The organism is Oceanobacillus piezotolerans, assembly GCF_003665065.1.
Taxonomy (GTDB): Bacteria; Bacillota; Bacilli; order Bacillales; family Amphibacillaceae; genus Oceanobacillus; species Oceanobacillus piezotolerans.
Genome location: NZ_RCHR01000002.1, coordinates 675,201 through 689,624, shown reverse-complemented (window position 1 = coordinate 689,624; position 14,424 = coordinate 675,201). Strand labels below are relative to the sequence as shown.

Genomic DNA, 14,424 nt, shown 5'->3' with positions numbered 1-14,424 from the left:
TTTTATCCCCCTTGACCTGATGTTCTTAAACGTAAATGGTGAAAAAAACCTGATTTATCTTTTGCTTTCTGCTTTTTCAAATGGTTAAACCAACGGAAATCCTCGAGCATTTTTTCCAGTTCTTTTGTAAATGCTAGTTTAGGGTGGCCGGTTACAACTGGTATTCCAGTATCCAGTGAGTGATCAATTTCTTTATCTTCTTTTGGTAAAAATGTTGCTTCATTTACACCTATCAGTTTTCGTATTTCTTTAGGATGAATCATGGTTTTCGATGTAAATTGATTTATCACTAACTTTACCTTCTCTTTTAGTCCAAGTAATTGCAGCGTTTCAATCATCATCTTTGTATTTTTTAAGGCGGACATAAGCGGTGTGCTAACCGTTAAAATGATATCCGCTTTCTCCATTAGCTGGATGGTTAAATCATGAAGTCCTGCCTGTGCTTCTATTAGTAAAACATCGGTATCTTCTTTAAGATTTTCGATGACTTTAAGAAGAAAATCCGAAGTAATCAGCTCCGCGTATTCAGGTCGAGAGGGGGCAGGCAACACATTCACACCAGAATCGTGTTTCATAAGATAAAAAGGAATATTTTCTGTATCTTTCCGTTCAGCCGCATCGGTAATCGTCCGGTCTGGGTGCAAATCAAACGCGAGGGAAATGTCTCCAAATTGAAGGTCTGCATCGATGACACTGACTTTGATATTCTGCTTTGCAAGTAACGCTGCCAGGTTAGCGGTAATCGTTGTTCTTCCGACTCCCCCAACAGCACTGGCAATGACGATTGTGATAGTATTCTGAGTATCTGTCATCTTAACCCCTCCGTATCGATTATTCCTGTTCGTTTTTGATAATCCTTGAGCTGATCCAGCCTTTTTCCTTATTGTCCATCTCTACTTGCAGCCAAATTCTTCCGTCTTTATCTGTTTCCTGATTATTTAATAGTAAGAGGGTTGTGTCCTCTTTAACCACTTCAATAGGATTAGCTAATAGGCTCGGCGCTTGACGGATAATGGACTTAGCCGGAATTGTAATAATTTCTGTTCCTTTTGCTGCTTTATCCGTACCAGTTTTTTTGTTTGAGTCACTCTCAGCTTCTTCTTCTAAATCCGACTTGCTGTATAATGCAAGCTGTAATACTCCTTTGGCACTCGCTTCAACAAGCTTTACTGTATCTTCCTGATTCAATTCCAGCGTAACTGCATGGTATAAGACGGGTTCTGCTGCTGGATCTTTCTTTTCTGTCATCCGCTCGCCAACTGCCAGTACTCGCACCTTTTCTAGAATGATTTCAGATTCTATTTTTTCACCAGAAGTCAAAACGACATCCACATAATCTTCTGGCTGAATCAGATTTGATACACCAGTAACATACGTAACTTCGGCGGAAACCGCTCGGTACCCTTCGTTTATTTTACGGGAAACGACTTCTTTTTCTTCCTCTTTCTCCTGGATTCGATGATTCATCAGGATTTCACCTTGTTTGATATCTGCAGTCGTATATTGATTTAGAGCTGTATTCATATCTTGAATCATTTCCGGATGAACTTGGTCAGAAGGAATCTCCTTAACCACTAGATTCTCCTTTAATATTTGCTGATCTTTTGGTATATCCACCTCAGCAGCGACTACCTGCTTCATTTCTATAACTGGTTCGGACGCGCTTGTAGCTGCAGTTTGTTTATTTAAGAATAAATAAAATAAGGCCGTTGTAATAATGCCTGATAGCACAGCAAGCAGCAGTATTTTTTTGGGTTTCATCAAAACACCTACTCTTCCAGTTTGATTGCATATGCCCCGCGGTTCAGCGGGCTGTTTTCTCCTGTCATTCCAGGACCTGCACGTTTGATAAAGATTCCTTTTACAGAGTCATCGGTTTTGCTCATTGGCTGTGTAATATAAAAATAAGCAAATCCTGTAATTTGTACACTCTTTAATTGATTCGTTGTTTGACTGTAAGGTTTATAAACGACAACGAGCATTATTCTCGGACAGTCTCTATGTTGATAATCCCCATCAGGATAAGGGCAATTATTGATTCGGTATTGTATTCCTTCTCTTGTTGGACCAGCGATATTCCCTGTTTGGGTATTGACAATATCGCCAACCTTTAAGTTTTCATCAAACCCATGCATTAATGTTTCTCCATACGTTTTAGCACCTGGGCCATCCAGTGCGAGAACTCCAAAGTTTCCGCTCACAGAGTCACCAGCATCTACTTTTAATTGATAGGTTTGTCCGTAAACCAACTCAACCTTATCATTTATCCCCAGTGGAACAGCACCCTTTGCTACTCCCATTGGGTTTAATCCAGCTTTAGCATCCACTTTCATTGGTACGGACTCTACTCCAAATAAAGAAGAAAAAAATAACGGGACATCTTTAGCCAGTTCTACATGAAGGCGGTCCGCTTCGATCGTAATCTGGGAAAGACTATTAAGTTCATCATGCGAGGAAAGTATCAGATTCACAACTTCATGAACAGCAGCTTCTGAATTAACAATTTCCTGTGCTCCTGACAATGCGGCTGCGTTGGCTGTTTTCTGCAGATGGCTTTTTGAGATAAATAAGTTTCCACCGTCAATCACTAAACCGACCATGGCTATTAGTGCACTCATAGCCAAAGCAACAAGCAGAATGGCATTTCCAGCTTCCTGTTTTTTGAAGTTTATATAAAATGTTTTCAATCACTCACCTCATTCAACCCGTATCGTCGAACTTGATTTTACAGTATATGGAATAGCAGCATCTCCGAGCACATTCATAAATTCCTCTGGGTAGGCTAATGAAACAGTGACGTAATCTCCAGCTTTTCTAATCGTCTGAGAAGGTGTAATCGTGATTTTTAGCTTGGAGGAATCTCCATGAAATTGATTCGCTGCATAAGAACGGATTGTTTCATCACTGTTCCCTAAACCGCCCATTCGAACTGATTCCTGTGCAACCATCTCAAGCTGCAAATGGGTATACAGGATTCTTCCAAAATCAAAAATACCTACTAACAACAATAATAAGATTGGCAGAACCAATGCGAATTCTACCAATGATTGACCGTCTTGTTTTTTTATCATAAGAAATTCCAGCCTTGGAATAGTAATGCAGCAACTGCGCCGGCGGCAATAGCGACTCCGTATGGATAAGTTGCGGTGAGTGAACCTCTTGAGATTCCGCCAGGGAGTCTGACACCATGTCTCAGGCTCGTAAAATAATAAAGAATGGATTTAAGCATTCCTTTACGAAATAAGATAATAGCGATAGCAATTACTCCACCAATAATGGCGGTATATAGAAATGCATGGAATATAAATGCGCCGCCTTTCATTGCGCCAATCAGTGCAAGCAATTTAACATCACCAGCCCCCATTCCACCCATAAAATAAGGAATAAGAAGCAGTCCAAATCCAATCAAAAAACCAATGAAAGAATGGCTAAGACCTTCCCATCCCGCTGTTGCAAATTGATAAATAAACGTGAAAAGCATCGCTGGATAAATCACTTTGTTATAGATCATTCTGCGTTTTACGTCTGTGATGACACATATTGTTAGAATAATAATGAGGAATAAATCAATCATTTGGTCCATCCTTTCATTCGTAGTTTGATAGAGATTTGGTGAAGGACCCTAGAGGTAGAGTCCTTTTAATACTATAGGCTACCATTGGTTCCGTCAGTTGCTCCTGTTCCGCCAGGTAATTTACCAGACAGATTATCAAGTAAACCAGAAATATTACCGCCCATTGTCGTTAACGCGGCAATTACTGCAACTGCGATTAATCCCAAAATTAAACCGTACTCTGTCATCCCTTGACCTTTTTCTTCCAAAAATAATCCTTTGATTTTGTTTATCATTAAAATCTCCTTTAATCTATAAGTTTTAAAATGTTGCTAAACAACATTGTTTTTCCAGATGATTACTGACCTGAAGTTAACTTGCCGGAAATATTATCAAGTAAACCAGAAATATTACCGCCCATTGTTGTTAACGCGGCAATTACTGCTACTGCGATTAATCCCAAAATTAAACCGTACTCTGTCATCCCTTGACCTTTTTCTTCCAAAAATAATCCTTTGATTTTGTTTAACATTAAAATCTCTCCTTTAATCTATAAGTTTTTAAAATGTTGCTTAACAACATTATTTTTCCTGATGATTACTGACCTGAAGTTAACTTGCCGGAAATATTATCAAGTAAACCGGAAATATTACCGCCCATTGTTGTTAACGCAGCTATAACCGCCACAGCAATCAACCCTAAAATCAACCCATACTCCGTCATCCCTTGACCTTTTTCTTCAATAAATAATCCTTTAATTTTGTTCAACATCAAATCTCTCCTTATATATCAATTTTTAATTTGTTTTCTTATTCAAAGCCTAATCAACAAGCACTACTCTCTGTCCCATGACCGTAGAGGTCTTATCCATCGTTCCGGCTGGAAGCTCGATTACTGATTTTGCGTTCATCCATTTCTTGCCTACCTTTCCCGGTTCCAGATCTTTTTCGATCCCCACAATTTTTTTCTCTTTATCTAGATATAAAATATCAATGCTGTATTTCATAAAAAATGTATGAATCGCTGTACAAGGCGAGATATGAAGGGCTGCGTTTTCCGGCATGCTTTCTGTCAGCATTAAGCCTTTAAACCGAGACCAAAATGTATACGCTCCTTTTACATGTTCAGCAATCACTTCGTTTGTTTCGACATTTACCAGTTTGATTTTCAAGCACCTCCTGATCATGGATTCGTTCGTCTAGTAAGCTTGCCGATCAGCTTACGAACCCTATTATGCACCGATTTATTAATTAAAAATATCCCCCACTGTTCCTGTTATTTTTTGTCGAATTTTGATAGGAATGCATTCCTATTTTATTAGAATAGGAGTTGCTCTATAGGAACAATCGTAAAAACAAAAATAAAAAACCTCCCGTATAAGAGAGGTTTAACTAGATTTATATTTTAATTGGTATACTTTCGATATAGCATGAGCTCTATCAGGTACTTCCAGTTTTTGAAAGATTTTAGTAACATGGTTCTTCACTGTATGCCCGCTAATATACAGCTCTTGTGCAATTTCTTTATTATTCAGCCCCTGTATTACCAGGTCAAGTACCTCTTGCTCTCTAGGTGACAAATTCATTTCCTTAATCGTACTGCTTATTGTCTGCAGCTTCTGTTCTTCTTCGACATCTTCGGATAACTGGAATTCTTGTTCCATAACATTGTTTTCATCTATAAACTTCGTGAATTCTATTACTGTTTCTGTATTTCGTATTGCTTGTGGGATTGCCTCCAAGCTGCCTTTTAAAATATACTGCATGACAAGGGCATAAACCTGTGCACCAACACTTGCTTCCACCCAGCCGGAAGCATTGTTTTCAATTAAATTCTTTCCTTCTTTCATGACCGAGACCATCTTTTTATCTGGAAACATTTCACCAATGAAATCAGGAGAATAATAAGATAGACGGCAAGCATGGATAATTTCTTTTATTAAAGGCGCATTTATTCCTAATTTAACGACAAAATTAGCCGCAAGCTCTGCTGCTTCTTCTGCACGAGAATAAGCGTCTTGGTTAAAGTGCTGCACTGCCCGGTAGAGTGCATGAACTTGTCGGTCTTCAGCTTCCGTTTCATCTTTGTCGGTCAACTGCAAGGATATTCCGCCAATGACTGCGAGCGTTTCGAGAAATTTGAGCTGTTCTTCCATAAGTGCTTCTTTTTCTATCTCTGTTGCAATACAAAGAACACCTTGAATCTTCTCCCGGCTGGAAATCACGCATTCAAAAACATGGTCTCCTTGTTCAGAGGAGAAAATCCTCGTTTCATTCCTTTTCGTTTCGCCTGACTCCATAAAGTAGCGGCCTGCTGTATTTTTAGCATATTCTGCTGTATCCATCTTTAATTTTCCACGAGAAATTAATTTCACCTTCCCATTATGGGAATCTTTAAGAAGCAGGCAGGAAAACGAGCCACCTATTAAGCTAAGGCCAATATCTACCAGCATATAAATAACTTTCTTCATATCGGATGCATTGGCCATTAATTTACTTACTTCTATAAGGGCGGATAAGCGGTGAAGCTGATGATCGACATTCGTTTGCAGTGTATAGATAAGGCTGTGCGTTTCAGCAGTGATGGCCAAGGCTTTTGCCAACTTTAATTGTTTGACTGAAAAGTCGGACTGCCGAAGATTCCCACCAAACAATACGTATCTTGTCCCATCCTCCTGTTTCATAGGAGCGCAAAACAGTGATAGCGGGTGAAAATCAAACTGCTGAAAGAATACACTGCGCGGATCTTTGTCTATTCCTTCCCAGTACTCGAATTCATCTGTCAATAAGACCCGACCTAAAAAGCCTTCTCCAGGGAAAAACTCAGCACCTTCGAGGGTTTGAGCTCCTTCTCCTGCTATTTCTGATATCTGATACTTATCTTTCTGCTTTTTTGCCATTCCTATAAAATCAAATTCATGATATTCTTCTTTAAAATGCATCAATACTTGTTTTGCAGGTTGATGTCGTGCTTGAACAGCCTTCTTAAATAATTCGTTTTGAGTCTGGTAAAAAGAGTGCTGATCTTCTGAAAATAGGTGAGTCGCTATTCTGCTGAATTTCTCCATCCAATCGATCCACATTTGTTTATTAGAAGCATTAAGAACTGGCGTGTTAATTAGAATAGCATCAAGGTTCTCGGTGGGGTAATTCGCTTCCAGCTGCTTCTTTAACAGCTCCTGTGATTGGTCTTCCATCATCATCCCCGCCCAAATCTGATATTTTCCCCCATTTTCTGTAAGGATAGAAGACGTAAGTGTATATATCCCAGGTAAAATATCGAAGAAAAAAGGGAGGTGAATAGACCACTCTTTTTGTGAACTCTTTTTTAGTATAGCGTGCATCTTGTCATGCTCTTGGCGAAGGAGCATGCTGTACAGGCTATTATCGCCTTTAGGCTCTAACAACATTTCTCCATTTTCGTCCGTTATCCATATTGCTACTCCATAGTTAGCTGCATAGATAGATTGTAATTCTTCGATCAGCGTGAAGCTTTGATTCATGCTCTTTCCGCTTCTCCCTGGATATCCAGATTAGTAATAATTACAGGTTCCTGATAACGGTATAATGGAGTTAATTCATCGCCGAGCCTTTGAAGGATGCCTTGATTGCATAGCTGATCAATAACCGGAAGAATATCTTCTACTTTTCTTCCTAGTCTGACACTAATACCTTCTGGTGTCTCTATCATATAAGGATTGGATTGAAACAGCATGGTACATTCCATTTGCAGCGGGAACGTCTCTGTCATTAGTTAACCTCCTTTATAGTAATCGAATATATGGGCAATCGTTTATGTTTTCCACTAAGTAAGGTTTTGATATTTCGCCATTCGAAGCTTTTGTTATTTGTAAATATTGATAGGATCCGTCTACCCAGGTTTTCAAAACACCATTGCATGAACGTTCCAGAAATGAAGCGACCTGAATTCCTACTTCTTTAAAATTGCACAGGACCAATACGCTCATACCCAAGGATCTTGCGGCAGCTGTTTCCGTAGCAAAATGGCGCAAAACATACTCTGTGCCTCGTTCGTTAATAATGGCATTTAAATCATAGTAGATAAACCAATTTTTATGCTTGTTTAGGTCTGAATTCATTTTGGGATATATTTCGTTTTTTAAAAAGAGATTATAACTCTTATTATCTAATGTATGGACATGATAGACAGCATCCTGCCATTTTTCAGGAATCGAACGTTTATAATGCTCAATAAAATACATTCTGTTTTCTTCAATCCCTTTACCCACATCAGCTTTGTGCTTTTCAAGCAGGGATGCCAACTCCTCGATCGACTGGATGCTGGAGAGTAAAGAGAGTATTCTGTCTCCAGAATTAATACGCTGGGCGAGAATCGATGCGACAATATGCCGATAGTTGGCTTTACTGTTTGTATCAAGCATATAGATTGTCCCTTTATCAAGTCCTCCACCCAAGATTGCATCCAGTGAAGGGATTCCTGTTTTTAATTGAAAATCTGAAGTGGATTCTTGAATATCAGCTGCTGTTTTACTTGCTAAAAGGACATATATCCCGTTTTCCGTAATTCGATAGATGTGCTCGCCTTCCATAATGCATGTGCCCCTCATCTTTAAGACCTCGAGCGTTCTCTGACGGAATAACTCTAAGTGCTCCTTTAAGGATAAACGAATCAGTCCATCAAAAATATAATGTTCGAATGGTACGCTATTACCATCCAGGTCTGAGCGTTCCTGAATAAGCAGGGAAGTGAGCTTGAATTTCCGCAAGATATTTCGAAGCGTATATAAAACTTCTCGTATGGTTTTCTCGCTGTCACCCGTTCTTAAGAGACTGATGCTGTCTATTACCAACCGCTCACAATTAATTTCATTTACCATTTGCTCAAATAAACCATTGGATTTCTGCATCTCTTCCAGCAATATTTTGGGAGAAATGCCAATCACGCGTAATTGATTTTTTCGCTCCAAAGCTCGCAAATCCCAGCCGAATGACTTCATATCGTGATAAATTTGATCAGGAAATTCTTCAAACGTGATAAAAATACCTGCTTCATTCTGCTCGGTAATTCCGTTGTATAAAAACTGCATTCCTAATGTTGTTTTCCCTGTTCCTGGGGCTCCTTCTACAATTACGGCAGATCCTTTCGGCAGCCCACCGCCTAAAATGTTGTCTAATCCTGTAATTCCTGTAGCTGTTTGCAATACAATATCCTCCTATTTCATTATTAGGTTAAAATGCTATTTTTTAATAGAAGTGATATAGACCCATCTTATAATAGGACGAAAGAAAAAAATATCCCCTGCTATTCCCATTTTGTACCTAATGCAGAATGCAATATTTACAAGTCCTATACCCTACTTTTGATAGAAAGTAACAAGGGAGAAAGCAAGTGCTGCGTTGATATTTAACTCTGATATATTGCGGAATGAGTCTATTGGATTAGGTTCCTATTTTTGGGGGAGTAGAGATGGGAGTTAACGGGGGGCAGGAGGGCAAGACATAGAATGGTTCTTAAGGAAGAGTTAAGTTATCCCGAAATGTTGGTAAGTTAAGCGTTATTCAAGATTCACTTTGAAACTCTTAAAAAGTTGCAACTAAAAAAAGCCGCTCCTATGAAAAGTTGACGCCACTCAAAGAATGGTTCAACTACCAAGGAGAGCGGCGCAACTTTCAAGATGTGTCTACTTGGAGTATGCGGCGTAAGCTTCGGCTATTAATATAGGATGTGTTCGAGTGAATTTATATTAGATGCGTAACTTTTCACCTAACGAGTCTCACCTCCAGTCTAACGAAAGTCAAACCATGCATTATGGAGGCTTCTAATAGGAAGAACGAGCTTGTCCACGCAGCTCTCAGCTACTACCATCCTTATCTTTAAATGACATCCTTTTCTTTATACTCTTTCTTGGTTTGTTTCTTTTCGCTTCCACCTCTATGTTCGATCGTAAAGTACAATATAATACCTAGCACCAATGCAGGTGCTGCTCCGTAGATAGCAAGGACAATTGCCATTACACCAGCCACTCCCATTTCGACTTCTGTTTTTACTTGTTGCATCCCGATTGTTATACATAAATATCCAGTTAGAATTAACGTAATCGACAATGCTATTGGTAGAAATGGTTGAAAAAACGTAACGAATGGGAGCATAAATATTCCAATTGAAAAGGCGATCAGCATGGTGTTTGTTCCAGAAAAAATAGAATCCATGGCTTTTCTGCCAAATTTATAACGCTCCGTTACAGAAGCGGTACCGGCTGTGTAAATTGGACCCGACATTCCTGGATGCGGGGCAAAAAGTGCATTTAAAAGGTTGCGAATAGCCGTTAAGATGTGCAATTGGCTGAAGCTATATTGTATTTTCTCGTCATTTCTCGATTCTTTTGCCCGCTTAATCATCTGATCCCCAACAATAATATCTCCATATGCAATAATGTAAGCTAATATTGCTGTAGGGATGGCAGCAATCAGCATTTCAATTCCTGGGAATCCTATCACAAAAGGAGTTAATTGCCATACTTCAGAAAGTGCAGGAATAGTGATGCCCCATTCAATATTAGGGGTTGGATATTCACCAACAGCCCAGCCGAGAAGGATAGCTACAATGATTGCCGGCATAATACCGAAGCTTGCAATAAGACGAACCCACTTGTTTTGGAGGGACATTTTTTTAAAATAGATGGAGAACATGGTAAATAAACAGAGCAAACCACCAATCGTGATAGAAATAGGTGTTTCTGCTAAACGTCCTCCGGGTTGAATTTCTGACATGATAGCTGCGATTCCTGCACCGATCAAAATACCTGCTTTTAAGGATGAGGGTAGGTTGATAACGATCTTCTCACCAATACCTGAGATACCGAAGATTAGAAATAAAAATGCTAAAACAATTTGAACCGCGATTACTGCTTGAACAGCCTCTGGTCCTGGAGAATAATTCCCTAGAAATAAAACGATTAGTGGAATTAATGCAGTGATGAATCCTGATACAAAAGGGACACCGAATGTGGACGGCAACAACATGAGAAACTGATTTAAGATTGTAATAGTTAAAGCTGCTTCATAGGAAATGCCCATTACACTTGTCATAATTTCAATCATACCTAAACCAGCAGTAAATAACACAACACCTTGAAGTAGTTCTGGTATCTCCAGCTTATAGTGTATGAACGGCAGTCTTAATTGGTAGGAACCTATAGCCCAGTAAGGCTGTTCTTCTCCATGTTTTCTTTTATAAAATGCCACGTATTTTTACCTCCTTCATATTAGTAAACGTTTTCAATAAATCCCAGAATCTTATTCACCATCCTTTTAAAAGTATTTAACGAAAGAAAACTCAAATTTTACCCAAATTAGCAAAAATTTAAACTAGTTGAATTATAGAAAAAAGAAAAGTTATTGTCAACCTAAGAAATAGAATTATTTTGATAATTCCATCGCCTAAACTTTTCATAATAAGTCGGATAATATAAACTAATTAATAAATAAAACATTTAAACTATAATAAATAAAATGAAGTCGCTTACAAGAGGGGGGATATCATGCAGATTCATGTTCCAAAGGACAGCTACCGGACAATAGCGGATAAACATAACAGAAAAATCACAACAAATTCCTCTATCTTTGGTATTTTGTTCCAACAGTTGAAAAAAAACATTGGGGAAGAGCGGGTGGAAAGTTTTTTATTTCACTATGGTTGGGAAATGGGAACGCATGACGGTAAGAAAGCTTTAGAAAAGAACCTTCCAAAAGAGGAATATATCAAGTATGGCCCCCGTATGCATATCAACAGTGGCCATATTAGCGGCATTGTACATGAAAGCAGGGCAGAGCTGGATGAGGATGGTAAATTGAAATCAATAATAAGCAAAGGGACATGGCTGGAAAGCTATGAAGCAAGGGAGTATCTCAATGTCCAGGGGGTATCCGCTTCTCCTGTCTGTCATACACTAGCGGGATATAGCAGTGGCTACATGTCGACCATCTTTGATCATCCTATTTTAGTAAAGGAAATCACTTGCGTTGGCTGTGGGGATGAAAAATGCAGCTGGGAATTAAAAACAAAAGAAGAATGGAAGATAGAAAATGAGGAAGGCTTGGAATTTTTTCAAGAGAAAACGATAATTAATGAATTAAGCTATACCTATGAGCAACTGCTCGAACAGCGAAGATTCCTGGAAGAACTTGCTGATTTTCAAAGGAAATTAACGGATGAGATTATTAATGGCAGCAATCTGAATGAGCTGACTAGAGTGGCATTTGAAATAATCCAAACTCCAATTATTATCGAATCTTCTGACCAAGAATTGATCGCTAGTTCTGGTATAACAGATGAACGATATATTCAATTACAGGAGGATTTAAGAGAAAATAATGGGGATTCTGCCTATATTCAGGCAAAGCATTCAGGTCTTTTAAAAGGGAAAGTTATAAAAACAGAAAAACAAATTCGATTGATTACCCCGTTGATTGTACAAAAACGAATGGTAGGCTATTGTTCTTTTCTTTATGATGGAGAACCAAATCAAAGTGTTAAGAAAAATCATCTGCTCTTGGATCGCTTTAGCAATGCAGTCTCACTTATAATGCTAAATGAAAAGACAGAGTTCGAATCTTTAGAACGAATGAAGGGAAACTTCCTGGAACGAATTATCGCAGGTCAACTCCCAAAACCCGAAATTCTCAAAAGAGGAAAATATACAGGGGTTGATTTTAATAGACCGTATTACATGATGATCATTGATTATCAGGCCCATTTGAATTCGATGGAGGAGGAATTTCAATTAGATGAGCAAATATATGAGTCTGTTAGTCGATATTTTAATACGAATCAAGAGTCTTTCCTTGCCGGCCACTATGAAAGAAAAATAGTTATTTACAACACGATTGATCAGAAACAGATTCCGCAAAAACAAAAGCTCTTAGCAAATTTACAAGCTTTGCTAAAGAAAAAATATAAAACCATTAGATTTTCCCTTGGCGTTAGTACTGTAAGTGAGGATATCGAGCAGATTTCCAAACACTTGGAGGAAGCGAATGTTGCTATTGGGTTGGCAAATGGGGCCGACATTACTTATTTTAAGGACCTTGGCATTTTAGGAGTATTAATTAATTCAAAAAATAAGCAGGCAATTAAATTGTTGGCAAATGAAAAACTTGGGCCTATGTTTGCGGAAAAGAATAGTGAGGAATTAGCCAAAACGCTCTATCTCTATCTTCTGAATGGAGGTAAACTGGAAAAAACCATGAACGACCTTGCATTATCGATGGGGGGGCTTAGACACCGGATACGAAAAATAGAAGATTTATTAGATATAGATCTCCGTAATGCGAATGTGATGCATGAACTTTTATTAATTCTGCAATCCCTAATAGCCCTTGGTGAGTGGAAATTTGAAAAATAGGCAAGCCCTATTTCTAATTGAACCGCATGTGTTGAAGGACAGAAACCTTCATCCATGCGGTTTGTTTTTTTCTCACAATACAAATCTTAATTATCTCTAAATGGACAATTTTTGCTTAATTTTAAAAAAAAACAACAATTCCTGTTCTAGAAAGTAGGAAATAATTAAAATATACTAATTTGTAAGCGATACCAATATTCGAAACATACAAAATTGATTAAATTAACATTTAAAAAGGAGTGTTTTACATGACAACAAAAGAGTTAACGCAAGAGACTGTTGTGGAACAGTTGTTAGAAGAGGCCAGAGAGATTGGAGAATTGGCAGAGAAAGAAGCTCGTGAGGCAGAAGTAAACGGAACCATCTCTCCAAATGTTGCCCAGTTAATGAGAAAATCTTCGATATCGAAAATGATGTTGCCGAAAGAATACGGAGGCCCACAAGTGGATTTAAGAACATTCGGCGAAATTGTTCGGACGGTTGCTTATTATAACGTTTCGGCATCATGGCTGACATTCCTCTACCCACTGCATAATACACTTCCATCTTATTTGGAAAAGGAAGCAAGAGATGAAATCGTTCACCAAGGCGGATTAATCAGTGATATCTTCGCTGCAATTGGTACTTATGAAGAAGACGGTGACGGCTACCGCATCAGCGGGAAATGGAATTTTGCAAGCGGAGTGAACTACAGCGACTGGATTGGCGTTGGTGTAAACATGCAACTGCCTGGGATGGATGAGCCAGAGGTTTGCTTGCCAATCTTGAAAACATCTGATTTAACTATTGTGGAAAACTGGGATACGTTCGGACTTCGTGGTACAGGAAGCAATCAGATTATTGCTGAGAACGTATACGTACCTAAAGAAAGAATCGTACCTGTTTCTCGTTTAGTGTCAGGTTTACCACCTGAGGAAGATTATGATAGAGATTATCCATTCTATAACATTCCGTACTTCCCAGCATTTTATATGGGATTCCCGTATATGGCGCTCGGTGGTACAAAACGAATTATTGATGAATTCAAGAGTGCAACGGAAAAACGCAGACGCTTAATGGATAACGGGTTACTGGAAAGTGAATCACCAAGGAGCCAACGTGTGATGGCAGAAATCACAACCGATTTCCTGGCTGCTGAAGCCTTAATGGATCAGTATATTACAAAACTAGAAGACTCAAGAAACAATCCGAATTCCACACCAAATGCAGAGTTCTTTGCGATGCGTACAAAAATAACCAAAACATGTACGGAAATTGCAGTAAGAGTATTGCTGACATTAGGTGGTGCAGGCCTTTATAAAGGCGGACCGATTGAGTTATTCTTCCGTGATATTTTATCTGTTGCAACCCATAAAACGTCACTTTATGAAGACTCTGTACAAGCATTTGGTCAGGAATTATTCGGATTTGATAGTGGAGTTCGTGGATAAGGGAAATTCTCTTTAAAAGGATGTTCAAAAAGTCCGGTAAAAATGACACATCGAAT

15 protein-coding genes are annotated in these 14,424 nt (G+C 38.7%); 2 read left to right on the top strand and 13 right to left on the bottom strand.

Annotated features, from left to right (window positions below):
• Positions 1-2: 2 nt before the first annotated feature.
• The 13 genes from D8M04_RS07540 to D8M04_RS07480 form a co-directional block, all read right to left on the bottom strand.
• Positions 3-812 carry a CpaE/TadZ family protein gene (locus D8M04_RS07540; RefSeq protein WP_121522285.1) on the bottom strand — a complete coding sequence of 270 codons (810 nt, stop codon included), beginning with the start codon at positions 810-812 and terminating at the stop codon, positions 3-5.
• Between the two features lie 19 nt (positions 813-831).
• Entirely contained in the window at positions 832-1,761 is a 930-nt protein-coding gene (cpaB, locus tag D8M04_RS07535; protein ID WP_121522284.1) for a Flp pilus assembly protein CpaB, read from the bottom strand.
• Positions 1,762-1,769: 8 nt separating this feature from the next.
• Complete coding sequence (locus D8M04_RS07530) at positions 1,770-2,687, bottom strand: pilus assembly protein TadG-related protein (protein ID WP_121522283.1); 918 nt, start codon at positions 2,685-2,687, stop codon at positions 1,770-1,772.
• A 9-nt stretch (positions 2,688-2,696) separates the two neighbouring features.
• The gene (locus tag D8M04_RS07525) at positions 2,697-3,071 is read right to left on the bottom strand and encodes a TadE/TadG family type IV pilus assembly protein (RefSeq protein ID WP_121522282.1); all 375 of its coding nucleotides are present in this window, start codon (positions 3,069-3,071) and stop codon (positions 2,697-2,699) included.
• Complete coding sequence (locus D8M04_RS07520) at positions 3,068-3,574, bottom strand: A24 family peptidase (RefSeq protein WP_121522281.1); 507 nt, start codon at positions 3,572-3,574, stop codon at positions 3,068-3,070. Before D8M04_RS07520 ends, D8M04_RS07525 begins: the two co-directional genes overlap by 4 nt.
• 71 nt (positions 3,575-3,645) lie before the next feature.
• Positions 3,646-3,849, bottom strand: coding sequence for a Flp family type IVb pilin (locus D8M04_RS20400; RefSeq protein WP_121522280.1), 204 nt, complete (start codon positions 3,847-3,849; stop codon positions 3,646-3,648).
• 62 nt (positions 3,850-3,911) lie between these two features.
• Positions 3,912-4,085, bottom strand: a complete 174-nt coding sequence (locus D8M04_RS07510; RefSeq protein WP_121522279.1) for a Flp family type IVb pilin — start codon at positions 4,083-4,085, stop codon at positions 3,912-3,914.
• Positions 4,086-4,150: 65 nt separating this feature from the next.
• A complete protein-coding gene (locus D8M04_RS07505; RefSeq protein ID WP_121522278.1) occupies positions 4,151-4,324 on the bottom strand; it encodes a Flp family type IVb pilin in 174 nt (57 codons plus the stop codon).
• Between the two features lie 49 nt (positions 4,325-4,373).
• Positions 4,374-4,724 (bottom strand): DUF192 domain-containing protein, encoded by a 351-nt coding sequence (locus D8M04_RS07500; protein ID WP_246001146.1) that lies wholly within the window; start codon positions 4,722-4,724, stop codon positions 4,374-4,376.
• A gap of 216 nt (positions 4,725-4,940) precedes the next feature.
• Complete coding sequence (locus D8M04_RS20255) at positions 4,941-7,055, bottom strand: response regulator transcription factor (protein WP_222928579.1); 2,115 nt, start codon at positions 7,053-7,055, stop codon at positions 4,941-4,943.
• Positions 7,052-7,303: a hypothetical protein gene (locus D8M04_RS07490; RefSeq protein WP_121522277.1), complete on the bottom strand. Its 252-nt coding sequence runs from the start codon at positions 7,301-7,303 to the stop codon at positions 7,052-7,054. The genes D8M04_RS20255 and D8M04_RS07490 overlap by 4 nt, the downstream gene beginning before the upstream one ends.
• Before the next feature lie 13 nt (positions 7,304-7,316).
• The gene (locus tag D8M04_RS07485) at positions 7,317-8,735 is read right to left on the bottom strand and encodes a DUF7125 family protein (protein ID WP_246001145.1); all 1,419 of its coding nucleotides are present in this window, start codon (positions 8,733-8,735) and stop codon (positions 7,317-7,319) included.
• A 673-nt stretch (positions 8,736-9,408) separates the two neighbouring features.
• Positions 9,409-10,779 carry a solute carrier family 23 protein gene (locus tag D8M04_RS07480; RefSeq protein WP_121522275.1) on the bottom strand — a complete coding sequence of 457 codons (1,371 nt, stop codon included), beginning with the start codon at positions 10,777-10,779 and terminating at the stop codon, positions 9,409-9,411.
• Positions 10,780-11,075: 296 nt separating this feature from the next.
• Here D8M04_RS07480 and D8M04_RS07475 point away from each other — a divergent pair, with 296 nt between their 5' ends.
• Together D8M04_RS07475 and D8M04_RS07470 are read left to right on the top strand one after the other, a co-directional pair.
• Complete coding sequence (locus tag D8M04_RS07475; protein WP_121522274.1) at positions 11,076-12,938, top strand: V4R domain-containing protein; 1,863 nt, start codon at positions 11,076-11,078, stop codon at positions 12,936-12,938.
• A 248-nt stretch (positions 12,939-13,186) separates the two neighbouring features.
• The gene (locus tag D8M04_RS07470; protein WP_121522273.1) at positions 13,187-14,368 is read left to right on the top strand and encodes an acyl-CoA dehydrogenase family protein; all 1,182 of its coding nucleotides are present in this window, start codon (positions 13,187-13,189) and stop codon (positions 14,366-14,368) included.
• Positions 14,369-14,424: the final 56 nt, after the last annotated feature.

Bases quoted from the DNA above. Each gene is read 5' to 3' on its own strand.
- cpaB (WP_121522284.1), bottom strand. From the start codon at position 1,761: ATGAAACCCAAAAAAATACTGCTGCTTGCTGTGCTATCAGGCATTATT.
- D8M04_RS07470 (WP_121522273.1), top strand. From the start codon at position 13,187: ATGACAACAAAAGAGTTAACGCAAGAGACTGTTGTGGAACAGTTGTTA.
- D8M04_RS07510 (WP_121522279.1), bottom strand. From the start codon at position 4,085: ATGTTAAACAAAATCAAAGGATTATTTTTGGAAGAAAAAGGTCAAGGG.
- D8M04_RS07505 (WP_121522278.1), bottom strand. From the start codon at position 4,324: ATGTTGAACAAAATTAAAGGATTATTTATTGAAGAAAAAGGTCAAGGG.
- D8M04_RS20400 (WP_121522280.1), bottom strand. From the start codon at position 3,849: ATGATAAACAAAATCAAAGGATTATTTTTGGAAGAAAAAGGTCAAGGG.
- D8M04_RS07475 (WP_121522274.1), top strand. From the start codon at position 11,076: ATGCAGATTCATGTTCCAAAGGACAGCTACCGGACAATAGCGGATAAA.
- D8M04_RS20255 (WP_222928579.1), bottom strand. From the start codon at position 7,055: ATGAATCAAAGCTTCACGCTGATCGAAGAATTACAATCTATCTATGCA.
- D8M04_RS07525 (WP_121522282.1), bottom strand. From the start codon at position 3,071: ATGATAAAAAAACAAGACGGTCAATCATTGGTAGAATTCGCATTGGTT.
- D8M04_RS07540 (WP_121522285.1), bottom strand. From the start codon at position 812: ATGACAGATACTCAGAATACTATCACAATCGTCATTGCCAGTGCTGTT.
- D8M04_RS07520 (WP_121522281.1), bottom strand. From the start codon at position 3,574: ATGATTGATTTATTCCTCATTATTATTCTAACAATATGTGTCATCACA.
- D8M04_RS07490 (WP_121522277.1), bottom strand. From the start codon at position 7,303: ATGACAGAGACGTTCCCGCTGCAAATGGAATGTACCATGCTGTTTCAA.